The following is a 23,534-nucleotide window of genomic DNA, read 5'->3' as shown; positions in this document are numbered from 1 at the left end:
AACCATGGTTAAGATGAATGTGGTGTATGAGGGAAAAAAACATTGTTCGCTCCGTCACGAACCATCGCAGTCCGTGATTGAAACTGATGCTCCCCGTGATAATCAAGGGTTGGGTGAGCGGTTTTCGCCGACAGATCTGGTAGGAGCCGCACTTTGTAGTTGTATACTTACAACGATGGCATTAGTGGCTGAAAGAGATGGTCTCAACATTGAAGGCGCCACTGGAAGTGTGGTGAAAGAGATGGCTTCGAGTCCCCGACGTATCAAGAGCCTTACCGTTGCCATCACTCTGCCCGCAAAATTGACCGAGCCCCAGCGCCAGAAGCTAGAGCACGCTGCTAGAGCATGTCCGGTCCATGCAAGCTTGCATCCCGACGTAGAGAAGCCAATTAGCTTTAGCTACGCATGATCTGGGGCGGCGCCTCGCGCCGCTTTTACTTTTTGCCGTGAGATCAGTCTCAAACTATGCGGCAAGCTTCATCAAAGCTGAGTCTAGGTAGCCGCGGGTGAAGTTTACCTACGTCACCGTAACCAAGGTTACAGATAAAGTTGGAGCGCCAGCTCGTCCCGGCAAAAAATGCCCGGTCAACTTGCTCGTGATCGAATCCTGACATCGGTCCACAGTCGAGGCCGAGAGATCTTGCTGCTATCATCAGGTACGCCCCTTGAAGCGAGCTATTGCGGAATGCCGTCGACTCGATGAGCGGTTGATTTCCGGCAAACCATGATCTGGCATCTGCATGTGGGAATAACTTGCCTAGGTGTTCGATAAATTCAAGATCATGGGCGACGATCGCAGTGACCGGGGCAGCCTTGGTTTTCTCAACATTTCCGGAAAGTAGACATGGCAACAGCTTAGCTTTGGCGGCGGCGGTCTTAAGGAAGACGATACGACCAGGGTTGCTGTTAGTGCTTGTCGGTCCCCATTTGGCGATATCATAAATTTGCCGCAATAGTGCGTCAGGCACATCTTTGTTTAGCCAGCCGTTATGTGTACGTGCTTTGGTGAAAAGTTGCTCAATACTCTCTTGTGAAGTCTGACCCATCACTTATCCCCGGTAACAGTTGCAGTTGTGAAAAAGTACGGCCGCAGATTAGGCATACTATAACTTTGGTGCCATAGTGTGGAGAATTCTTCGTTTCCTGCAGGTGACAGCTGGCGATTGGTATGCGAAAATTGATGTATCAGCCAGTGATCTAAGGGGAAATTGATGAATCAGCAACTGATGCGGCGGCTCGATGCTTGGGTTGGCAAACTGATTTGTCTGCTACTCACTATGCACAGGCGGTTCACCGAAAGATTCAACGGCGCGAGGCCGCTCGATTCCATCTTATTCATAAAGCTCATCGAGCAGGGTGCCTCGGTATTGGCTGTTGATGCATTTGAACGAGCCATCGATTTAGTGGGTCGAGATAAGGTTTATCTCTGTGTGTTTGTAGAAAATCGCCCCATCATCGATGTACTTGGCCAGATGGAAAAGGGTAATGTTTTTGCCTTACGCAATCAAAATATTTTTGTCTTTGCCATCGATCTTGTGAAAATGCTCTGGCGTGCGCGTCGCCTCGGTATCACTGCTACCGTAGATCTCGAGTTTTTTTCCCGTGGCTCAGCCATTATTTCCTATCTAACAGGTGCAAGATATCGCGTCGGGATGCATAGGTACACGATGGATGGCCCCTATCGCGGCGATTTGATGACACATCGCATCTCATACAATCCCTACTTACACACGGCGGTTACTTACCGAGCTATGGTTGAGGCATTAAGTCACCCGGTAGGTGAGATACCCTGCAACAAACTGGTAGTAACCCCAGAATCAACCAAAAAAGCCATATTTAAGCCTGATCCAGTTGAGATTGCAGAGGTAGAATCACTCCTTGCGGCTAGGATTAGTGAAGGGAGCGGGGTCGGTGGTCCTCGTATCATTTTAAACCCAAACGCTAGCGACCTCATGCCTCTCAGAAAATGGCCGACAGATAGATTCAAAAAATTGGCAGAGCTCATTCTGGAAGATTATCCGGATGCATTGGTCATTTTAACTGGTGCTCCGCGTGAGGCCGCTGCAGCAGAAAAAATCCGCGATGATCTCGGCTCAAAGCGTGTTGTCTCTGTGGCTGGGGCCACGACTATGCGTCAATTGATCACCTTGTTTGCCCTCAGCGATGTACTTGTGACCAACGATAGTGGTCCGGCTCATTTCGCATCAATGACCAAGATTAAAAACATCGTTCTATTTGGTCCAGAAACACCGAAACTATACGGCCCAATTGACGGTAATCCTATGCCCATTTGGGCTGGTTTAGCATGTAGTCCGTGCATCAATGCTCTGAATCATCGCCTCTCACCGTGTAACAATAATACCTGTATGCAGGTGATCTCCGTTGAGGAGGTCATGCAAAAAGTAAGGCAAAGTCTCCACGGCCGTCAGCAACGGGGAGTATCTGTTCACCACGAACCGTCTCTACCCACGGAGCGTTATATTGCTCAGTCAAATCTAGGAGGAAATGCACATGTACTCTAAGTTGTGGCGCGGCACGATAGTTGGATTGGCTTTATGGTCCTGCACTACCCCAGGTAAGGTTCAGGATATAGAAACAAAAGGGTTTCAGGCCAAGGGCAATGCCAGTAGCGGTAAGATCGGCATCAATGAAAAAGACCAGGTCGTCATTCGCGAAAATACATCGGCGCAGGATGACCTAGCGGTCCTCGACATTGCCAATACACACTTGCGTGATGAAGTTGAGCGGGATTTGCACGATCTCAAGGCCTGCGAGGCCCAGCTAAATGACCCCAGACTCGGTGGTAACGGGCAGGCTACAGCCAGTCATGATATCGAGGCTCTCAAGAACGACCCTGAAATTAGCCAAAAAATGGGGCGCGATGAGGACGGTGAACTAAGGGTGGTTCGTGAGCAATCGTTTGACGAGCGACTTAAGTCCGAGAAGAAATATCAAGCAACGCTTAAGCGCATGAAAAAGTTAGCGACCGAGCAGAAAGACTCTTGCCAGAGTCGGCTTGCGGTAGCGCGGGAAAAGCACGGCTTACCCGGTAAGCCGTACAAAGCGGGCGGTTATTTCACCAAGGATGGCACCTGGGTTGAGACGCAGCGGGGCGAAACGAGTCTAGATGATGCGTTTGAGATTCGCGCTAAAGCTAAATCAAAGGGCGCCGCCGCTGAGGACTGAAATAATACCAGTCATTGCTCTTTTAGATTGTGGGTTCGGCATCCACGGCTTGCCGCAGGTCGTTGCGCCAACCGAAAGCGAAGGCAAGCTCCATTGCCAGAAAGAGCGGAGCATTGAATACCTGCATGATGTTGTCAAACAGTGCAGGTTTTTTGCCTTCAAAGTAATGTCCGACGAATTGAATGGCCCATCCGCTGACAAACGTAATCAAAAAGATCCATAAAGCCTCAGCCGCGGGAACCAGGTTTGCCGTGTAATTAGCTAGGTAAAGTGGCAGGGCACTAAATGGAAGTTGCAACACAGCGAGTCCAACATCTAGGCGCAAATAGTACATCATACAGATGCCAAAACCCACTGTGGCCGCTGTAACCGGTACCGGCGATTGCTCAGTGCCAGCCAATTGCCCGATGCTTAGTAATAGGAAAAGTGCATAAACGATCACAGGCACTCCAATAAAGTGAGTAGCCTTATTGCGCCGATCGCGATGATAGTGGGCGTATGATTTCATTAGTTCGGTGATCGGTTTCATGAGGGTAGCTCCAATGATCGTCCAGCTGATAGTTAGTGGGATCCCGCCACTTATTCCCAGTACCATAAAACTCTGCCAGGGTGCTCGCTAGAATCTCTGCGCGCGGCGGGAGACCCATTGCGGCATAGCGACGTGCGGCTGCCATAACATCTTGCTGAAATCGTCGCCAACTCTCATCGACGACGCTGCCACCAAGGGCTAAGTTATCGGCACTGAAATTAAAGATACAACCACTTGCGACGGAAAAGACCCACTCTAGAGCCTGAGGCTTGATTTCTACCCTTGCGAATTCCGACTGTTTTTCTGCCGATCTACCGTCGGGTTCATACCAATAGCCGTAGTCGACTAATGTACGGCGATAGCTACCAGCGATACACCAATGTGCAATTTCATGGAGGGCGCTGGAGAAATACCCATGGGCGAAAATAATTTCGGCTCGGTGCTGCTCACTGGCCGCCGGTTTATAAATCGGTTCATTGTCACCGGCTCTGAGCACGGTGCTCTCAGTCACGGCGAATAACGCGTCAAAGATACTTATCAGATCGGAATAACGATGATGCACTACTGACCGGTCCAGAGGTAAAATTGCGAATCAATGAGTAAGGGAAATGCTAGCTGCATAACTTTTAATGATGGCGATAGTCGTGAGGTCTCTGTCGTAGACGGAGTACCATCCTTGCGGTTCGTGAGGTGGGTCACCGGTGTAAGGTGTCCCAGGACGCCAGAGCCCACCTGGCTCGACGGGACGAGCTTCGCCACTCCAAGCCCAAAAATTTACGCCACTAAGTGCATGGTCTTGCCGGATGTGCTGCAGGGTGGCGTCAAACATAGTTTGGTAATACCGATCGCGCGTTTCCGTGCTGGCAGTTGGCGTGAAGTCGCCAAGGTCGCGTGCAATGCCAAATTCCTCAAATACGGCTGGCTTACCCAGTTTTGCAGCGAGTTCTACATGGTAATCCACATAATCAAGGGCCTTCTTAATCGCACCCTCGTACGACGCGGGATTGCGGGGGTCATACCAACCAAAATTTTGAATCCAAATATGGAAGGTGAGGTAATCGATGCCTGTAATCGCATGAACAATCTCTGGCTTGGTCCTTGTGGTATCTGGGCTGGCTGTTAATCCCTCACTCCCAGTAGTGACGAGATGGTGCGGATCCAGATGTTTAATTCTTGATGCGGTGCGGGTCACCCAACGAACGTAGGCCTCGTAGTGATTCTGTCCACGGGGCTCGTTGGCAAGTTCCCAAGACATAATTGTCGGGTCAAGAGAATAGGGAACGAGAGTTAGGGAATTAATCCTCGATACGATGAGGTCGACGGCGCCGTTATAGAGAGCTACTGCCCGGGGATTCGCATAAAAACGCGCCGCGTAATTCTCAAAGGTGCTCCAGCCAAATTGCTCTGGATAAGGGATTGCTGAGCCCTCGACCCAAGAAACATACTGAGCGAACCCACCGGACCACTGCCAGAAATTACCAAGACACATAATGGCGCGCATGTCGCGCTTGGCCATTTCGACCAGCAGGAAATCCAAACCGGCCAGGAGATTGGGATCGAAAACACCTGGCATGGGTTGTAGTGCGGGAAGCATGCGGAAGGGGGCATTGTTCGGACCTTCACTAGCGGCCATCACGCGGAGATTTTTGACCCCCATGGCTGCCAGGCGATCTAATTCGCGAACTAATCGCGGCCGATCACCGCTAGGACCTGGGCTACCTAGATTGATGCCGTACCACAAATTTGTCCCGAGAAATTGATAGGGCCGGTCACCAACGACAAAATCAGTGCCATTAGTTTTGACAAATTGGGCGGAGGATTTTGCCTGGGTCGGAATTGCCGTGGTTACAAGCACGATTGCAAAAAGAGCCGAGAATAATTGGCTTAGATTCATAGCGCCCCCTTTCTACTAGTGGCAATATGCTAGCAGACTCGGGCTCGTGCTTGCCATGACTTAGTGCCATCAGTTAAAATTCTAAAGATCATCTGATAAATCTCTATTTGCTAAACGCTCTCAGATAGTTACCCTACTAGAATAAACTCGGAAGCCATCACTAAGTTTGTTACCATCAGTCAGGAGGCATGGCCTATGCTAGCGCGACTTAATTATTTCATTGGCGCGGCAGTTTTGGTCAGTGGGGTGCTGGCAGCTCGAGCTGGTACCTCGGAGTTGCCCCGCGAGGCGCAGAACCTCCGGCATCTGGACGTAAGTGGTTACGAACTGAACGGTAGCACGCTGACGATCGCTACTTCCGGTAGCCTCAAAATCCAATTGACTGCAGTTCACGACGACGTCGTCCGCGTTTGGGTCGACCAACACGGCCGCTTTACCAAAGAACCATCGCTCGCTTTGGTGCAGGAGTCTTGGCCTGATCAGCCCATAAAGGTCATTGATCGCGGCACTTATTTGCAGCTACTGACCGCAAAGGTGTCCGTACGCATTCAGAAGAAAGCGATTGGCGTCGATTTTTACCGAGCTGATGATGTCACGCCAATTACGCTTGATGACTCAAGCAAAAGCTTCGAATGGGGTCTAGGGTCGACGCTGTCGATGTATCGTCGGATGGAGCCAAGTGAACACATTTATGGCCTTGGTCAGGACAATACAGAGCATATGGGTACGCTAGATCGTCGGGGCACACGTCGTGACCTGTGGACGGGTCAAAGAATCAATCGCGGCAAAGTAACGGCGGATGTGCCGATTCCCTTCATGCTGAGCACAGGCGGCCAGGGTGGTGGTTACGGTCTCTTTTTTGACAATACCTACCGGACACTTTTTGATTTAGGCAAAACCAATACGGAGCTTTACTCGTGGCAGGCTGCGGGCGGTGAGGCTATCTATTATTTTATATACGGACCGGCCTTTCCTCACATTGTCGACCGCTACACAGAGCTAACAGGTCGTCCCTCGCTACCAAACTTGTGGACACTTGGCTATATGCAGAGCAAGTGCACATTTTACACCTGGGATGAAATTGACGACGCTATGCGGACGCTTAGATCCCGCGAGATTCCTGTAGATAGCATGGCCATCGATTTTGACTGGCCCGAACACCTGCAGAACTTTCGTTGGGCATCTCGTTGGAATGGTGAAAGTACCTGGCGCATCCGTGATTACGGACGTATGGGCGTAAAATTCATGATCTCCCAGTCAGGCCCGATGATTCGCAAGGACAGTAGTAATTATCAAGATGGTCTCCGTAATAATATCTTTGCAACGGATGGCAATGGGCAGACCGTGACCTGTGGCTACTACGGCGGTGATCTCATGGATTTCACGGCGCCAAATATGAAGTCTTGGCTTTGGCCGCAGATTAGCCACTTGCATCGAGACGGAATAAAAGGTTGGTGGCTCGACTTAACAGAGCCCGAGGGGGAACCGGCTGAGACGGTTTATCAAGGTGGTCCGGCAGCTAAGATACATAACGCTTTCTCCATGATCACAAGTAAGACCTACTTCGATATGCTGAAGGCTGCTGATCCCGATACGCGGGTTTTTATCCTGACGCGAACAGGCTCGGCTGGGATTCAGCGATATGGTACGGCCATCTGGACTGGCGATATCTACTCGGATTACGAGACCTTTGCGGCACAGGTGCCTGCGCTCATGAACATGGGCTTGTCCGGAATGCCGCTTTGGTCGAATGATTCCGGTGGATTTTTAGAGGGATACTACAGAAATAGTTTGGAGGCGCACGGCAAGTTATATCAGCGTTGGATGGAATTCTCTGCGTTCGTTCCCATGCCGCGTGCCCACCATGTAGGGCTGTCTTTACCCACGGACTTTGGTCCTGAGGTTGAGGCTAGTAGTAGGCACTACCTCCAGATGCGTTATCGCTTGATGCCGTATTTTTATTCCTATACGTGGGAGGCTCACCGTACCGGTGCACCGATGATTCGGCCTCTCGTCTTCCAATATCAGAACGATCCAAACGTCTATAACCTCAAGGATGAGTTTTTATTTGGGAGAGACCTCCTTGTTGCCCCAGTCGTTACAGAAAACACTAACACGCGTAGCGTATACCTGCCGCACGGCAACTGGTTTGGTTACGAGGATGGCCATGATTACAAAGGCGGTCAATTCTACGAAATAAATGCTCCAGCTGGCAAAATCCCCCTATTTGTCAGATCAGGCGCAATCATTCCGATGGCACCGCCCATGTTGAGTACCGATGAGCGGTCGTGGGATCCTTTGACGATTGACGTCTACCCGGATGGAGAATCAACTTTTACACTTTATGCCGATGACGGTAAGTCAGAAGCCTTTGCGCGACGGAGTGATTTTACCGAGACCTATATTCACAGCGTGTTAAAACCCATGCGTGAAGTTGTGCTTACGATCCAAAATAGCAATACGCGGTTTGTGCCCCACACGTATCTCTCTCAGATACACCTTTGGTCTAGCCCTGGTGGTGTTTCCATTGATCGCTTTCCTCTAGCCCTATTGCCAAGTGCGGATGAGCTAAGCAAGGCCGAACAAGGGGCCTATTGGGCGGAGGCATCGAGAACATTGTACGTTAAATTTAAGCGTGAAGGTGCCCTGCAACATCAGGTTAGAGTGACGTTAAATGGCGAAGATCTCCGACGACGTTAAAGTTTATACATTAAAGCATCCATCCGGGCTTAGGGCGCAAGTCAGCAATCTCGGCGGCATCGTGATGTCACTTCTTGCTCCTGATCGCCACGGCCATTTTGGAAATGTGGTGCTCGGTTATGACAGGATTGAGCATTACGCGGAAAATCCGTGTTATTTAGGTGCAATCTGTGGTCGTTATGCAAATCGCATAGCCAACGGGACATTCACCCTTGAGGGACGTCGTTTTAGATTGGCCACTCACAATCATGGTCATCACCTTCATGGCGGAAATCGAGGCTTCGATCGCATAGTGTGGTTGGTCCAGAAACGTTTAAGTGATACAAAAATTTCGTTTACATATCGAAGTGCTGACGGCGAAGAAGGCTATCCAGGACAACTCACGACCATGGTTAGCTATACACTCACGGATGATTGTGGTTTACAGATTGATTACGAAGCGCGAACAACTGCTACAACAATCGTCAATTTGACTAGCCATTGTTATTTTAACCTCGCAGCTGATCTTATCGCTTGTCCTCAGATTCTTGATCATGAACTTAAAATATACGCTGATAAATTTACCCCGGTTGATGCCACTATGATACCTACCGGGGATATCCAAGAGGTCCGTGGCACGCCCCTAGATTTTCGTGAATTCAAGCCCATCGGACGGAATATTGATGACAATTATCCGCAGCTAACCATGGGAAGTGGCTATGATCACAATTACGTCATACAAGGTGAGTATGGCGTCTTTAGGCTCGCTGCAGAGGTGATCGATCCCCACAGTGGACGCAAGATGCAGATGTGGACGACTGAACCAGGCTTACAGTTTTATAGCGGTAATTTTCTAGACGATGCTTCATTTGGGAAGCACTCCGGATTTTGTTTAGAGGCGCAGCGCTTCCCCGATTCTCCCAATAAACCTCAGTTTCCATCTACCGTCCTGATGCCAGATCAAGTCTACCGCCAGTCCACTTTGTATCGCTTTTCGATTTAATAGTCCTCAAATCAGTATCGATCTTACCATTCTTTGATTGCTTTTAAGTTAGGGCAAACATTTGGGTCAAAAGGTTGATGACCCAAATGTTTCATAACTAGAGGCATGAATCCTACAACATCAGAATTCGAGGGGTCGGCTAGCTGCGCGCGGCAGATGTAGGGTAGGCTTTGCTCTATTTGATCAAGCCTAATATGCGCATAAGCAATCATCATGTAGTAGATGGACACACTTGGCGCTGAGACAGGACTATCAACGATGATGCTTCTCGCTGGCAATACGCGACCTAATTCTGTGATCACATCTTCATAGCGACCGAGCTCATTAAGTACTAGCCCCTTGTTAGCAAGTAAATCCACTTTATCTGGATCAATCCTCTGCGCTGACTGTAAATACTGCAAGGCGTCGAGTCGCCTCTTGTCTTTCATGGCGATAGCAGCCATGCCCGTATAACCGGCGTAGCTATTAGGGTTGGCGGCAACCATGGCCGGAAACATTGCGGAATCGGATTGCCAGCGCGGCAACTGTTTAAGATCAAGAAATACATAGCTTATCAGCACCATGACAGAGCAAATGTTTAATAGATTTGAGTTCACGGAGCTGATCAGCAAACCAGAGGCTATAGAAATACCGGCAGCACAAAGATAGAAGTAGTGATCCGTGACAGTTGATGTGTGTTGGAATGGGAAAGTCACAATGCCTGATGTGGGCAGTGCCATCGCCGCCGCGAACATGCACCACGATAGAAAAGGCCCTCCTAATTTTTTGCGAAAAATCATCAGGACAATTAAGAGAGCAACTATCAAAAGACAACTAAAGATCAATTGCGGATCAGCTAGGGCTACGCTCGGCTTGCGTCCATAATCGTTGGTAAGTCCAATGGGGAGAGCCCACTTTTTGATATAAAAAGCATAGGAATCGAGTGTGACTAGGATGCGTTGCCAAAAGTTTATCTGCGCGAGTTCTCGGTCGGCGATCTCCGTCTGTGCTGCGGTCGTTACGAGAATGGTAGGTACGATCGATAAGAACCAAGGGAACAGGCGGCCGACTCTGGCCCAGGTTATGCCGCCGTTTTGCATCCAAATTAGTCCAAATAAAGCGGCTGGAAAGGCTACGGTCGAGGGCTTGCACAGCATGGCGAAGATAAAGGCGAGCCATGAAGCAATTACGAACCGCCAGCGTCCCGCAGCTTGTAAGTAGAGGGACGTGGCTACCAAAATACCAAAGCCACCGAGTAGATCTCTTAGTCCTGTGATCCATGTCACAGCTTCGATTTGGATAGGGTGGAGTGCGAAGATGAGAGTAGCCAGCGTGGCTGCAATCAAGACACGCCTCTCCGGGTGATCTGCGTGGGCACTTCGCGTGCGGAGACGGCAAGATATCGCGAATTTAGCGATAAAAAATACGATTACACTGTTGACCGTGTGTATCATTACGTTAAGCGCATGAAAATAAATGGGGTAGGGTTTGTCGTCGAGTCGTGTGAGTGCATACCATATAGAGTAAACAGGCGGTAAATACATGCAGAGATAAGGCTTGAGCCAGAACTGCCACCAAAGACCGGGGTGTAACCATCGGTTGTTGACTACATTTTGGTCGTCGTCCCAAGAGAGGAAATCAAAGTTCAGAGTCTCGCCGTAAATTGCCCAAATAGCGCCGCAGATGAACAAAAGGCAGACTAGATTTAAATTCCGAGAGTTTTGCTTTAATGCATCCAGGCTCATCAGGACTCTTCGCTGTATTAAGTAAGAACACAGAGCCAAACAGTTAAGCCTAGTTTAAATCATTTTCGGTGATTTTCGTGGTCTGACTTGCAGTATCAGAGACCGAAGATCCGACAGAGTTAGGCCAAAAGGCAATACGACGCACGCCGTAAATGACATGCCCAAGGCAGAGGCCTGACCGGATGGGACTAATTGACCAACGCGACTACCGAGCGCGATATAGGCTGCCCATGCGGCAGCAGTACCGAGCCTCCGTGCTGGCGACCGCAAGAGGATTCAAGCGTTCTTGATACGGGCAACCCAACTGTAGTTTAGGTCGTGGATCACATCGCTGTCGCTGACAAGTTGAAAGCGGTCTAAGTCCACTTTAATAATCCGCCCAGTCATGACTTCCTGGCCGTTTTTGAGCCGAACTTGGACACGAATTTTGAATGAACTTAGGCTGTTGCAATAATCACGCATCTCTTCGGCGGACATGGCTCCCCCCTTACGAATTCGGTTTGTGTGGCTGGTTTTATAATATTTTTTTAAAATATTCAATTTTTTAATAAATAAATAAATTTTAAAACATAAGCGAATTAAAATTATTTTAATCAATTGAATTGAACGCTGTATAATTATCTAAAAATAATGGGTATTTTGGTCTTTGTATTAATTGCCTAAATATTTTGTGAGCTTTGCCGATACGGCCTGTAATTGGAGGAAAAACGTGATTGGGAGGGGCCTATGATCGGGCTGCGTAACGTCTTAATGGTCAGTATTCTCGGTTTTTTAGGAGCCGTAGGGTGTAGCACCGAGCCCGAATCGGGCGGCGGAGCACCCAAGTCATCAGGTGCCAAGAAGATCGCTAAAAAGACCGACGCTGCCGCAGGCGACGCCACGAAAGAGGCGAAAGATAGTCCGTTCGAGCTAGGCGGCAACACAGGATCGGGCAGCGGGTCCAAGCTCGCAGCTACTCCCAACAGTTGGTGCGCAGCTGCAGGTAAGACGGCGATCGTGAAGAACCCAAAACATGCCGAGCAGTACGCTCAGCTTTGCACAGCGAGTGGAACAGCGACGCAGCGGTTCGTAGATTTACTGAGCCAGCCATACGCTGGCGGTGGCGCTCCGGTCCCAGTGGAACTAACACCGATGGTAACGACAAAAGGCCAGGTGGCGGCCTTTTTTGGTGGTGCACTCAAGATGCCTGTAACGGCAGAAAAGCACTACACGACCCTGGCCCCGAAAGAGGGGGACCTCGAGAACCAGCGCGCCATGGCTAGTTTTCAGGGGCAAACTCCTGGCAACATCGTCATCACGGCGCTGCCCGCAAATGCCGACAGTGGCTGGGATAGGGGCTGGCGTATTGATAAGGATGGCAGCCAAAAGGTCTCAGTCATGACCATTCGAACCACCTATTCAGAGAACGCTGAACACTACAACCTTGGTAACGGGCATTACATGTACGTATCCACTTTGGTTGAGACCAAAAGCACGATCAAGGATTACCAGGTTTTGACCGCGATGATCGACGTAGGCGGGAAGGCGCACACTGTGTCCATTGCTAGCGTGGTCGTCGATGACTACGGGGTACCGGCCACGGCAAAAACTTCGCTCACCGGCACTTTTGCCCGCACGATTCAGTTTCTCTACAACGGGGCGGTTAACGCAGCTAGGTAGTTTGCCGCAGCCATCCCAAAGAAATACTTGTGATCGGCTCGTGGTTTCCGTCTTTTTGGCGGGAGCCTTCGAGCCTCTTGTAATTTTTGGTAGTTTTTGCTTAATTTAGCGAAAAGTAGGAATCGAATCACATTTAACTAGCCAGCCAGCCAAAAGTAGGGTAAAGGGCAGCCGAGAATCCTGGGAGAGCGATCGATGAACAACAATCTGCTTCAGCTCCTTGCCCTAACCTTAGTCGCAGCTTTATACGGTTGCGGGGGGCCAACCGCATCTAAATCAAATGTGAAGGTGACCAACGGTATCAATGCCACTGGAGCTTTTCCGGCTGTCGTGGCTTTGCGCGTCGAGTATGGTCGGATCTCTGGAACCTGTACCGGTACCTTTGTTAATGCGAGTCAGGTGGTAACGGCGGCTCATTGTGTTTACGACCTGGCCACTATGGATGCCCCGGCGTCCGCAGTTAAATTTGTTCGTGAAAAAGCGGACGGCACGGCGGAAGAAGTCGATGCCACAGGTTTTGTGCATCATCCCGATTTCGTCAACAACCCAGCTGTTTTGAACAATCACGATATTGCCGTTATCACGTTCCCCGCTGACGCTGCTCCAGGCGTGGTGTCGTTTCACACTAAACGTCCGATCGTGGGCCAGCAGTTCACAATAGTCGGCTACGGGCTTAACGATTACGATCGTGATCGCTATGGGAATCAGGTCGGATCCGGTGGTGGCATCAAGAGGATGGGGACCAACAAAATCGAGCGCATCAAGAACGGCATGATTGAATTTACCGGTGTGCCGACAGCGAGTGACCTAGAGGTGCCTCAAGGCGAGCACGTGGCCAGTGGATCCGGAGATTCTGGTGGCCCGATGCTGATTGATGGCAAGCTTGTGGCGACGACCTCGGGCGGTGGCTTAGTGTCCCTGCCGAAAGACGGTAAGTTTCGCACTGTCAAAGCCTCGAGCTACGTGGATCTGACCTTGCCGACGAACCACGATTTCTTGAAAGAGTCGTTGACCTCAGCGGCTGGCTGGTGAAACTTTAGGCGCTCGGTAGTTTACCTTTTGGCGACTGGGGGCGCTCCTTTGGATGCACTAAAGCGGGATCTTGAGGGCATCGTCATCTTCACCGACGGGGCATGTTCCGGCAATCCGGGGCCCGGAGGCTGGGCAACTATCGTCGTTTTCCCCGAGGGGCAGGTGGTCGAGCTTGGTGGTGGTGACCACATGACCACTAACAACCAAATGGAGTTGTTAGCAGTGATTCGTGGTCTGGAGTCCGCAAGGGCGACGACACATCCGGTGATTATCTACACCGACTCGACCTACGTCATTCGCGGTATCACGCAGTGGGTGTGGGGCTGGCGTCAGCGTGGGTGGTTAACGGCGGAGGGTCAACCAGTTGCCAATCGTGACCATTGGGAAGAGCTTGTCCGCCTGAGCTCAGCACGTTCTAAGTCGGGTGGAATAGACTGGCGTTATGTCCGAGGACACACAGGAGTTCCAGGCAACGAGCGCGTAGATGAGATCGCAGTTGCTTACACGAAGGGTCAGCGCGTGAATCTCTACCGGGGTCCTCTACTAAAATACGCAGTGGCAATCCATGATGTGCCTGACAACTTTGCATTGCCTGAAATGCGCCCCAAGCAGGCCAAGCAGGCAGCGCACTGTTACCTAAGTTTGGTGGACGGCGTACCGATGCGGCACACCAATTGGGCTGATTGTGAGCGTCGCGTCAAAGGTAAGTCGGGGGCTCGGTTTAAAAAGGCACTCTCCGAAGCCGAAGCAGCGGATATTTTGCGCAGCTGGGGCGTTAGACTCTAGCCACCGCTCCCGGCTACTAGTAGCGGTAGAATGTCCCTAGCTCCGTTGATGACAAACTGGACTCCCATCGCAGTCAGTAGCAGGCCCATGATCCTCGATAGCAGGTTTAGTCCCGTGTTGCCGAGGAGTTTGAACAGATACTTTGCTGCGCGTAGGGTCAAATAAGCTAGAGCTATGCAGGCCGTTATTGCGAGCACTAGTTCCACTTTGCGCATGAGGCCGCTAGCTTTGGTGGCCATCAGGATGACTGTTGAAATGGCGCCTGGTCCAGCGAGTAGAGGCATGGCTAGAGGAAAGACCGTAATATCGTCCTTCTCCAAGCTTTCGTCCTCTTCGTTGGGACTCACTTTACTACGGACTTCATTGACCTGAGCAATACCAACGATCAGGAGCAGGATACCGCCAGCAATTTGGAAGGCCGGTAAGGTAATGCCAAAAAGCTCGAATAACTTTAGCCCCGCAAAGGCCACAACGAGAAGTATGCCCAGGGCTATCGTACTTGCCTTGGCACAAATCTGGCGTCGATGATCGTCGCTGTAGCGCTCAGTGAGGGTCATGTAGACAGGGACTGTGGTCAAAGGATCGATGATGAAAAAGAGGGTGACGAAAGCACCCGCTAAGTAGGCAAACTCACGCTGAATAAGCTCGATGGTCATAGTCCGAGAGTACCGCCACTTGCACGGGTTGGTCCACCCTATAATCGCCAGAAAAGGTCCCTCAGTTAGAATATAAGCAGCCGGTTCTGGACAGCTTCGTTGGGGTGCGATATAACCGGGGCGCTTATCGATAGCCCAGTGTGATAGCCAGATCCTGGGTGACGTTGGCCCACGAACCCCGCCAGGCCCGGAAGGGAGCAACGGTAGAGGTGTCTGATGGGTGCCTAGGTCATCTGGCTATCACACTGGGCTTACGACTCTTACCCGCAGTTAAGGATGGTCTTGGTTGTGAGCTATCAGCCCTTAGCGCGCAAATACCGACCCAAAAGCTTTGCTGAGTTAGTGGGTCAAGAGTCCGTTGCCAGAGCTTTGGCTAACGCGATCGCTATGGAGCGAGAGCCGCACGGCGTGATTTTCACGGGCGTCAGGGGTGTTGGCAAGACGACGGTTGCTCGTCTTTATGCCAAGGCGCTGAATTGCAGTCAGAGGCTTCAGACGGAGCACGGTATCGAGCCGTGTAACACCTGTGAGAGTTGTGTCGCTATCGCTAGGGGCAACCATGAGGACGTGCTGGAGATTGACGGTGCTTCCAACACCGGCGTTAACGACGTCAGAGCCTTGCAGGAAACGGTGGTTTATTTGCCCCAGCGTTCGGCGTTCAAGGTTTATATTATTGACGAAGTGCACATGCTGTCGCAGGCGGCCTTCAATGCATTGCTGAAGACGCTAGAGGAGCCACCATCGCATGTGGTGTTCGTCTTTGCCACTACCGAGATGCATAAAGTTCCTCAGACTATAGTTTCGCGTTGCCAGGCCTTCCACCTCGCTAAACTAGCGACGCCGCGCATAGTGGCAAGGCTGAGGCAAATTGTTGAGTGTGAGGGCATCAGCGCTGAGGAGCGTGCATTGGCCGTGATCGCGCGCGAGGGGCATGGGTCTCTACGCGATGCTCTGACCTTGCTTGATCAGGCTATTGCTCTGGGTGCAGGTAGTGTGGGGCTAGAGGCACTGCGCGGGGTTGTTGTTAACCTGTCATCATCGCCTTACCTGAATCTTCTGACGGCCTTGGTGCAGCGCGATGCTAAGACGGCATTAGCCCTTATCGATCAGATGGATCAAGAGGGAGCGACCTTTTTAAGTGTGGTGGAGGAGACAGCGCATTTGGCGCGTCACGCCTTTGTGCGGCAAGGCCTGGGACAGAATGCTGCTGACATTGCGCAGCTTGGTCTCGATGATGCGGAGTTAGCCAAGTTAGAGTCGATTGTAGTGGCGGCGGCCCCTCTCGACCTCAATAGGATATTTCGCACCCTAGTCAAATGTCGTGATGACCTAGATGGGTCTAGCATGGACCGCTTCATATTCGAGAACTATGTCTGCGAATGGTGCTTTGACCCAGGGTTACCTGAACTGGCTGCGTTGCTGACCCAAACCGCTGCAGCCACTGAAACTACAACAGGTACGGCGGTAGTAAATACAGCTGCGACGCCACGTCAAGCCGCTCCAGCCGCGGTAGTGACGCCGCCTGCTGCAGCTTCAATCAACGCTGTGCAATCGTCACAGTTACCGGCAGGCGAGACGACCTTGGCCGTTAGCCGGCCCGGTGTACCTGGTGCTGCCAGTGCGCCCAGACCTAGGGAATTTCCATCAAGCTGGCGGCAGCTGGTCGATGCTTGGAAGCAAGAGAAGCCCCTTCAGGCACGAAAACTAGAAGAAGTGCACCCACTTGAGTACAGTGCCGCGCGTATTGTCCTTGCTGTTAGTGACCAAAGTTATGCCAGTCGCTCGCTGTTGCAGCGTGACGAGCAGCAAAAGATTCGCGATCAGTTTCGCGAGCTCTTCTCCTTCAATGGTATGCTAGTAATTGAAGCTAAAGGTGCGGAAGCCACTAGCGCAGCGGCCTTACCAGCAACGATCCTGCATGAGCGTGGGATTGAGGCGGAGGGGCGTCGTGCTAAGCTGGTAGAAGATGCAAAGCAGGCGCCGTTCACACGCGATCTTTTAACCGTCTTGGGCGGGCAGCTCGAAGATGTTAGAATTGCCGACAGTGACCGTGCATAGATCTCGTCATGTGGTTGAGCAGGATTAGCGGGTATGGCCTTCACCAATTTTGATACAAAAGAGATCAACTGCAAGATCATCTATTTCGGCCCCCGTGGAGCCGGTAAGACTGAGAATTTGCGGTCGATCTATAAGAACACGGCTAAAGAGGCGCGTAGCGGACTCATCGAGCTCGAGGAGTCTCGCGGTGGGACCAAGTTTTTCGACTTTTTGCCCGTCAGTATGGGCCATGTGAAAGATTTTCATCTCAAGCTCCATCTTTTTACCCTGCCGACTAATCCACTCTACGAATCGGTGAATTCGGTTATACTGAAGGGCGTGGACGGTATTGTTTTTGTCGCTGACTCGCGCGTTGAGCTAATGGCTGAAAATATCCAGAGTCTAGCCGAGACGCGCCGGCTGCTTGCCGACGAGGGTTATAACTTCAGCGACTTAGCCCGCGTGGTGCAATACAACAAACGAGATCTGCAGGATTTGGTGCCACTCGATGTTATGCGGCATGAATTAAATCCTAGTAATTTACCGGATCAAAAAGCGATTGCACGCGATTCGATGGGCACCATGGAGACTTTGCAGGCGATGTCTAAACTAGTCCTGAAGAAGATTGCCCCATGATGCAGCTAACTTGTTCGACAACCAAAGCTGTCTTGCTATGTGCGGTCGAGGACGGATCGGCTGTACTGCGGTGTCCGGTAACTCATTCTTGTCCACCGGGTTTAGTTGTTGACGTACAGCCAATCATCCCGATCAACGTCCAGCTCATCGAACTTGCAGAGACCTTTTTGGGTGCTTCAGTTGCCAGGTATCTTGACATCGAGCAGGCATTTGCCGACCCTGTGGTCGCAATGAAGACCGATGATCCAGAGTTTACCCTGTATTTGGCGCGGTTAAGTCGCGATTCGGGGATTGTTGCTCCCGCCGGTTGGCCGACAATGCCGCAAATTCTTCGCAGCCTGTCTGGGCGTATGCGTGTACCCTATTTGAGAGCCTGGCAAATTCTTGCCGGTGGACTCCAACTCAACACTAAGGCTGTGGATGCAGCCGAGGTTGCGAAGTACTTTGAAGACGATGGGGGAGGGTGAAGTGAAGAGATCTCTGCTGCAAGTTGCCTGTGCATTAAATCTAATCACGGCACCCACCGCCTTCGGCCGGGACATCCAGTGCGATAAACCCCAGAAGTATTGCTACACCAAAGATCAGCGACTCACCGTTGGTGACAAAGTCGGCATCGTCAACGAAGCTGGCGAGCTTGAGGCCGTTGGTGTGGTCAAAGGCGTCGGCATGAAGACAGGGCAGACGCGCGGGATCGAAATCGAACAAGCCTACGGTCCCATCTCTGCCACGAGTGCTGTGGTGCTTTTGTCGGATCATGAGAAGGCCGATTATAAAGATAAGTACCCAGTAGCTCAGGCACCCGCTGCCAATACGCTGGGGCTGTCCGTTGGGTATGCATCGGTGGGGTCAGGGGCTGGCATTCCGGGACAGGAGTTATCCATCCATACTGGTATGCGCCTGAATGACCAATTCGATCTGGTTGGCCGCGTTGGCGTGTTATCGGTTCAGGGTCCAGTGCGGATTTATACAGGTTTGGATTTCACCTCGCCGCAGCTTAACGTTCTAGGGTTCGGTTTGTGGGGTGGGATGCGGTACAAAACCCGTTCCAGTAGGGAATTCTCGCTGCAAACTGAGCTGGGACTCGGACTGATGAGCGCACATGCGACGCTCGGTGAGAGTCGTGAGCTCAACGAAAAGCATCTGCAAGAGACGCGGTTCAAGAATGGTTACAGCCCCTCACTTAGGTGGGGGCTTGCTGGCGTTTACAACCGTAAGTCGTGGCATTTCGATGGTGGCTTTGCCGTCAGTGTGGTGGGACAAGCGGTAGTTAGTTCCCTAGTGGTTGGAGCAACCTATGACTTGACCTATGTCACCGGTAGCGCCACTGAGTCGTAAAACCCGGTTGAGTCATGTTGCGTCGCCGGCATATCTGGGCTTTAATGCCTCCCTATGACCACAGAATGCATCCCGGTATCAGGTCAGAAATCACTGATATCAAAAGACAATTTGTCCAATATTTGGCTGGAGCAGGCTGCTCACACGGCGCGTGCGGTATTTGGCTACGATGGTCTGAGGCCGCACCAGACACAAGTACTCGAGCAGGTGCTAGCCGGCCGCGATTGTCTGGCCGTGCTGCCAACTGGTGCAGGTAAGTCACTATGCTACGGTTTGCCGGCTCACATGCGTCCCGGTTTGGTGTTGGTGATTTCTCCATTAATCGCCTTGATCCGCGATCAGCAGCACAAGTTTGCTGCATCTGGCATTGCCAGCGCTGCCTTAGATAGCCTCCAGTCTATGGAGGAGCGCGCTGCAGTGTGGGAGCGTCTCGAGCGTCGTGAGCTGCAGCTGCTCATAGTTTCGCCGGAACGACTCGCCCGAGCCGACTTTCGCGACCGGTTAAAATCGGAAAACTTACAGTTAGTGGCCGTTGACGAGGCCCATTGTATCAGCCAGTGGGGCGGAAATTTTCGACCTGATTATCGCCTGATCGGGAGTTATTTACGCGATTTTGGTCCGGTGCCAAAGTTGGCCGTGACGGCGACTGCGACGCAAAAGGTGCGTGAGGACATCATCCAGGCCTTAGATTTGAGGTCGCCTGAGGTGGTTTGGGGTGGTTTTGCTCGCGAAAATTTGCGCCTTAAGGTCGTGCGGGCTGATAAGGTCGCCGCGTTGTTTGCGGCCACCTTGCAGGCAGTGCTGGGCGCGGACGGTTCCGGAATTGTCTATACACCCACACGGAAGCAGACGCGTGAGGTATGGCGCATGCTTACATCCGCGGGGATCGCGTCGGCCATGTATCATGGTGGATTATCCGCTTCCTTACGCGATGAGGCGCAACAAGCATTCATGACGGACAAGGTTCGTGTTGTGGTGGCCACGCATGCCTTTGGTTTAGGAATTGACAAGTCCAATATTCGCTTCGTGCACCATGCCGGCATGCCAGGAAGTCTTGAGCAATACGTCCAAGAAATTGGTCGCGCTGGTCGTGATGGTCAGCCGGCTACATGCAGTCTAGTTTTTGGATCCAGGGACTATCATGTACATAAATTCATGATCGATAAGAGCTTCCCTGATCTAGCCATACTCCGCTCCCTCCTGGGGTTGGCGCGCAGTTACTTAGCCGACTCTATGGGCGAGAGCCCAGAGTCCCTTGTGCGCCACCTTTGTCGTGAGTCGGGTCTTGATCAAGCCGATGTGGCGACGGGCCTCGATGTCCTTTGTCGGGAGGGTATCCTCAGTCGGCTACGCACGCGCATGGGCGGATTGGGTGGCTACGATGAGGAGTTGATCGCGGCAGATGGTAGCGGCGATGAGGTTGGCTTTTTTCGCGATTATCCGCTGCGCAAACTGGAGAGTCTGGCTAAACTAGAGGCCATGCGCAGTTATGCCAATCTTGAGACTGGACGCGCAGATTTTCTCGACAGTTATTTTAGAGGTTGAGTCCTTGCAGGCTACCGTGACCATTCTTGGCAGTGGGACCAGCACCGGGGTGCCGGTGATTGGCTGCAATTGTCCGACCTGTAAGAGTGCCGACCCTCGTGATCATCGGTTGCGGTCCTCCCTACTACTGACGACTGCCAGCCAGAACTTGGTGATCGATACGGGTCCTGATTTTCGTATGCAGATGCTGAAAGCAGGCGTCACGAAGCTTAGGGATGTGCTGTACACCCACACCCATGCCGATCATTGCCATGGCTTTGACGATTTGCGGGCATTTTACTTTAGCAGTCGTGAAGCTATCGTTTGCCATGTAGCCAGGCAGCACTGTGGTGAGTTTCGTCAGCGATTTTCTTACGCTTTCGAGGACACTGGCTACCTGGGCACCAAACCCCAGGTGGTGCTGGCCCCGTTTGACAACTCTAGAATTAAAGTTGGCGCGCTCGAAGTCGAGCCCGCTTTTGTGCCTCACGGTCATACCGACACGGCCGTTTTTAAAATTGGTCGCTTTGCTTATGCCACGGATTTCAAGCAGTTTCCCGAAAGTCTGATCAAACAATGGCGGGGTCAGATCGACACTATGGTGGCCAGCGCGATTCGCTATGGGCAGCACCCAACGCACAGCTGTGTCGATGAAACTCTGGCGCTGTTCGATGCTCTTGCCGTCAAAAATGGCTATCTGACTCATATTGCTCATGAATTGCGCCACGCGGTGGATGAGGCTAAGTTGCCGTCCCATGTCCGTATGGCCTATGACGGCCTAGCCATCCAGGTCGAGCTCTAAGGGCAATCTTGGCTACTTGACAGCGAAGGCCAGCCGACATTATCAAGGCGGAGCATAAATGACTCTACCATACAGGGGTGCCCTCAATGATTATCGGCGTGCCAAAGGAAGTTAAGAACCGGGAGAATCGGGTCGCAATCGTGCCAGGTGGCGTAAAGCAGCTGGTGCAGGCCGGCCATCGGGTTCTGATCGAGAAGAATGCTGGCGTTGGCGCTGGTATCCCCGATGAGAAATATAAGGCAGCTGGTGCCGAGATCCTTCCTACCGCAGCAGCGGTTTGGGGTGAGGCTGAAATGATCATCAAGGTTAAAGAGCCGATCGCATCTGAGTACGAACTCATGCGTCCGGACCAAATTCTCTATACCTACTTGCATCTCGCAGCAGTGCCTGAATTGGCGCAAGCTTTAGTGAAGCGCCGCGTATCCGCCATCGCTTACGAAACGATCGAGCTTGAAGATCGCTCGTTACCTCTATTAACGCCGATGAGTGAAGTTGCCGGACGTATGGCCGTGCAAGTTGGTGCGCAGCTCTTGCAGAAGCATAATGGCGGCAAAGGTTTGCTCCTTGGTGGTGTACCGGGCGTTAAGCGCGGCCGTGTTACCATCGTCGGTGGTGGTGTCGTAGGCATCAACTCTGCCAAGATGGCCATTGGTCTGGGTGCAAACGTTACGATACTTGACGTTAGTGCTAAACGTCTTGCCTACCTCGACGATGTATTTGGTAACAACGTCACGACGCTGATGTCTAACCCTGAGAATATCGCCGACGCCGTTGCCGAGTCAGATCTTGTGATCGGTGGTGTGCTCATTACTGGTGCTAAAGCACCGCGCCTTGTAACGCGTGAGATGGTTCGCTCCATGGAACGCGATTCCGCCGTAGTCGACGTAGCTATCGATCAAGGTGGTTGCGTTGAGACTATCCGACCTACCACCCATGACGATCCAGTTTACATCGAGGAAAATGTCCTCCATTACGGTGTGACCAACATCCCCGGGGACGTGCCCAAGACCAGCACCTACGCATTAACCAACGTCACCATTAAGTATGCTCTCGAGATTGCTAACAGAGGCTTCAAAGATGCCCTGGCGCAGTCACAGGCTCTGCGTCACGGCCTCAACGCCTACCAAGGACACATCACCCACAAAGCGGTGGCTGAAGCTCTCGGTATGAAGTTTCAAGCCTACAGCTAATGCGCCAATAAAGTTGCAGCAAGGAAGCACCGCGTACACGGTGCTTTTTTGTTACTTGTTGGTCGAGACAGCATTCCGATTTTGCACATTGGCCATGAGCAAAATGCCGCCGATGATAAACGGAATACTCAGCCATTGACCCATGTTGATGGTCATCCCTGCCTCGAAGGGGACTTGGTCCTCTTTAAAAAACTCGCAAAAAAAGCGCCACGCAAACCCCGAGCTGATGATGAATCCCAAAAGGCGTCCATTGGCGGCAGTGATCTTGGTTCGGTAGTAAAGGAACAAGGAGATCAGACAGAGGACGATATAACCACCGGCCTCATAAAGTTGTGCCGGGTGTCGTGGTATTGGATCGATCAGGTCAAAGATCACTGCCCACGACAGCCCGTCAGCTGGACGCCCAATCATCTCCGAATTACAGAAGTTACCTAGGCGTATACAAAACGCAGTGAAGAGAGAAATCACGCCAACTCGATCCGCTAGCCACAAGAAGGATAGGTCGCGATACTTCCGCGCAAAAAGGATAAGCGCGATGATAACGCCGATGAAGCCACCGTGGCTGGCATAGCCGCCTTTCCAGATCATCGGGATTTCAAGCAGATGCTCGGAGTAATAATCGGGCTGATAAAAGAGCACATGCCCCAGGCGCATGCCAAGCATCATGCCGACCACTACGTAGACGAGTAAGGAGTCAAGAATTTCGACTGGCTTTTTCTCTCTTATAAACATCTGGCGGATGATCGAGTAGCCACCGACTATCCCCAAGGCAAAAAGTAAACTGTACCAGCGAGGAAGTGGGCTGAATGTAAAGACCTCAGGTCTCAGACTCCAATGCAGTGGTTCGGCCATAATTGTCCCT

Annotated in this window: 23 protein-coding genes and 1 other RNA gene; 16 read left to right on the top strand and 8 right to left on the bottom strand. The window is 51.7% G+C overall.

Features of this window, described 5'->3' with window-relative positions; all coding sequences use genetic code 11:
* Positions 1-4: 4 nt before the first annotated feature.
* Entirely contained in the window at positions 5-409 is a 405-nt protein-coding gene (locus tag FJ146_02100; GenBank protein ID MBM4250742.1) for an OsmC family protein, read from the top strand.
* A gap of 49 nt (positions 410-458) precedes the next feature.
* Here the strand turns inward: FJ146_02100 and FJ146_02095 are convergent, their stop codons facing one another.
* A complete protein-coding gene (locus tag FJ146_02095) occupies positions 459-1,046 on the bottom strand; it encodes a malonic semialdehyde reductase (protein ID MBM4250741.1) in 588 nt (195 codons plus the stop codon).
* A gap of 165 nt (positions 1,047-1,211) precedes the next feature.
* Here FJ146_02095 and FJ146_02090 point away from each other — a divergent pair, with 165 nt between their 5' ends.
* Together FJ146_02090 and FJ146_02085 are read left to right on the top strand one after the other, a co-directional pair.
* Positions 1,212-2,522, top strand: a complete 1,311-nt coding sequence (locus tag FJ146_02090) for a glycosyltransferase family 9 protein (GenBank protein ID MBM4250740.1) — start codon at positions 1,212-1,214, stop codon at positions 2,520-2,522.
* Complete coding sequence (locus FJ146_02085) at positions 2,512-3,186, top strand: hypothetical protein (GenBank protein MBM4250739.1); 675 nt, start codon at positions 2,512-2,514, stop codon at positions 3,184-3,186. The genes FJ146_02090 and FJ146_02085 overlap by 11 nt, the downstream gene beginning before the upstream one ends.
* Positions 3,187-3,208: 22 nt before the next feature.
* Here the strand turns inward: FJ146_02085 and FJ146_02080 are convergent, their stop codons facing one another.
* Genes FJ146_02080 through FJ146_02070 form a run of 3 tightly spaced genes read right to left on the bottom strand, consistent with a single transcriptional unit; the run spans position 3,209 to position 5,609 of the window.
* The gene (locus FJ146_02080) at positions 3,209-3,781 is read right to left on the bottom strand and encodes a DUF962 domain-containing protein (GenBank protein MBM4250738.1); all 573 of its coding nucleotides are present in this window, start codon (positions 3,779-3,781) and stop codon (positions 3,209-3,211) included.
* On the bottom strand, positions 3,654-4,277 hold the full coding sequence (locus tag FJ146_02075; protein ID MBM4250737.1) for an elongation factor P hydroxylase: 624 nt from the start codon (positions 4,275-4,277) through the stop codon (positions 3,654-3,656). The genes FJ146_02080 and FJ146_02075 overlap by 128 nt, the downstream gene beginning before the upstream one ends.
* A gap of 30 nt (positions 4,278-4,307) precedes the next feature.
* Positions 4,308-5,609, bottom strand: a complete 1,302-nt coding sequence (locus FJ146_02070) for a mannanase (GenBank protein ID MBM4250736.1) — start codon at positions 5,607-5,609, stop codon at positions 4,308-4,310.
* Positions 5,610-5,804: 195 nt separating this feature from the next.
* On the opposite strand from FJ146_02070, the gene FJ146_02065 reads away from it, so the two are divergent.
* Together FJ146_02065 and FJ146_02060 are read left to right on the top strand one after the other, a co-directional pair.
* A complete protein-coding gene (locus FJ146_02065) occupies positions 5,805-8,309 on the top strand; it encodes a DUF4968 domain-containing protein (GenBank protein MBM4250735.1) in 2,505 nt (834 codons plus the stop codon).
* Positions 8,284-9,291, top strand: coding sequence for a galactose mutarotase (locus tag FJ146_02060; GenBank protein ID MBM4250734.1), 1,008 nt, complete (start codon positions 8,284-8,286; stop codon positions 9,289-9,291). The genes FJ146_02065 and FJ146_02060 overlap by 26 nt, the downstream gene beginning before the upstream one ends.
* 23 nt (positions 9,292-9,314) lie before the next feature.
* On the opposite strand, the gene FJ146_02055 is transcribed toward FJ146_02060, so the two are convergent.
* Both FJ146_02055 and FJ146_02050 read right to left on the bottom strand, forming a co-directional pair.
* Positions 9,315-11,015 (bottom strand): hypothetical protein, encoded by a 1,701-nt coding sequence (locus tag FJ146_02055; GenBank protein ID MBM4250733.1) that lies wholly within the window; start codon positions 11,013-11,015, stop codon positions 9,315-9,317.
* A 276-nt stretch (positions 11,016-11,291) separates the two neighbouring features.
* Positions 11,292-11,492 (bottom strand): hypothetical protein, encoded by a 201-nt coding sequence (locus FJ146_02050; GenBank protein MBM4250732.1) that lies wholly within the window; start codon positions 11,490-11,492, stop codon positions 11,292-11,294.
* Between the two features lie 249 nt (positions 11,493-11,741).
* On the opposite strand from FJ146_02050, the gene FJ146_02045 reads away from it, so the two are divergent.
* The 3 genes from FJ146_02045 (at position 11,742) to FJ146_02035 (ending at position 14,492) form a co-directional block, all read left to right on the top strand.
* Positions 11,742-12,674 (top strand): hypothetical protein, encoded by a 933-nt coding sequence (locus FJ146_02045; GenBank protein ID MBM4250731.1) that lies wholly within the window; start codon positions 11,742-11,744, stop codon positions 12,672-12,674.
* A 195-nt stretch (positions 12,675-12,869) separates the two neighbouring features.
* The gene (locus FJ146_02040; protein MBM4250730.1) at positions 12,870-13,706 is read left to right on the top strand and encodes a S1 family peptidase; all 837 of its coding nucleotides are present in this window, start codon (positions 12,870-12,872) and stop codon (positions 13,704-13,706) included.
* Positions 13,707-13,784: 78 nt separating this feature from the next.
* Positions 13,785-14,492 carry a reverse transcriptase-like protein gene (locus tag FJ146_02035; protein ID MBM4250729.1) on the top strand — a complete coding sequence of 236 codons (708 nt, stop codon included), beginning with the start codon at positions 13,785-13,787 and terminating at the stop codon, positions 14,490-14,492.
* Here the strand turns inward: FJ146_02035 and FJ146_02030 are convergent.
* Entirely contained in the window at positions 14,489-15,148 is a 660-nt protein-coding gene (locus FJ146_02030) for an NAAT family transporter (protein MBM4250728.1), read from the bottom strand. The two genes, FJ146_02035 and FJ146_02030, sit on opposite strands and share 4 nt — an antisense overlap.
* A gap of 145 nt (positions 15,149-15,293) precedes the next feature.
* Here FJ146_02030 and ffs point away from each other — a divergent pair.
* From ffs to ald, 8 genes are all read left to right on the top strand, one after another.
* An RNA gene (gene ffs / locus FJ146_02025) (signal recognition particle sRNA small type) lies at positions 15,294-15,390 on the top strand.
* 34 nt (positions 15,391-15,424) lie between these two features.
* Entirely contained in the window at positions 15,425-17,206 is a 1,782-nt protein-coding gene (dnaX, locus tag FJ146_02020) for a DNA polymerase III subunit gamma/tau (GenBank protein ID MBM4250727.1), read from the top strand.
* 33 nt (positions 17,207-17,239) lie between these two features.
* Positions 17,240-17,821 carry a gliding-motility protein MglA gene (locus tag FJ146_02015; GenBank protein MBM4250726.1) on the top strand — a complete coding sequence of 194 codons (582 nt, stop codon included), beginning with the start codon at positions 17,240-17,242 and terminating at the stop codon, positions 17,819-17,821.
* On the top strand, positions 17,818-18,288 hold the full coding sequence (locus FJ146_02010) for a hypothetical protein (protein ID MBM4250725.1): 471 nt from the start codon (positions 17,818-17,820) through the stop codon (positions 18,286-18,288). Before FJ146_02015 ends, FJ146_02010 begins: the two co-directional genes overlap by 4 nt.
* Position 18,289: 1 nt before the next feature.
* A complete protein-coding gene (locus FJ146_02005) occupies positions 18,290-19,156 on the top strand; it encodes a hypothetical protein (GenBank protein ID MBM4250724.1) in 867 nt (288 codons plus the stop codon).
* A gap of 54 nt (positions 19,157-19,210) precedes the next feature.
* Positions 19,211-20,701: an ATP-dependent DNA helicase RecQ gene (locus FJ146_02000; GenBank protein ID MBM4250723.1), complete on the top strand. Its 1,491-nt coding sequence runs from the start codon at positions 19,211-19,213 to the stop codon at positions 20,699-20,701.
* Positions 20,646-21,482, top strand: a complete 837-nt coding sequence (locus FJ146_01995; protein MBM4250722.1) for an MBL fold metallo-hydrolase — start codon at positions 20,646-20,648, stop codon at positions 21,480-21,482. Before FJ146_02000 ends, FJ146_01995 begins: the two co-directional genes overlap by 56 nt.
* Positions 21,483-21,568: 86 nt before the next feature.
* Complete coding sequence (ald, locus tag FJ146_01990; protein ID MBM4250721.1) at positions 21,569-22,672, top strand: alanine dehydrogenase; 1,104 nt, start codon at positions 21,569-21,571, stop codon at positions 22,670-22,672.
* 51 nt (positions 22,673-22,723) lie between these two features.
* On the opposite strand, the gene lgt is transcribed toward ald, so the two are convergent.
* Positions 22,724-23,524, bottom strand: coding sequence for a prolipoprotein diacylglyceryl transferase (gene lgt / locus FJ146_01985; GenBank protein ID MBM4250720.1), 801 nt, complete (start codon positions 23,522-23,524; stop codon positions 22,724-22,726).
* Between the last annotated feature and the right edge of the window lie 10 nt (positions 23,525-23,534).

This window comes from Deltaproteobacteria bacterium, from assembly GCA_016874735.1.
In the GTDB taxonomy this organism is placed as follows: Bacteria; Bdellovibrionota_B; Oligoflexia; order Oligoflexales; family CAIYRB01; genus CAIYRB01.
Note: the sequence above shows the minus strand (reverse complement) of the source record. Positions and strands in the feature narration are given on the sequence as shown.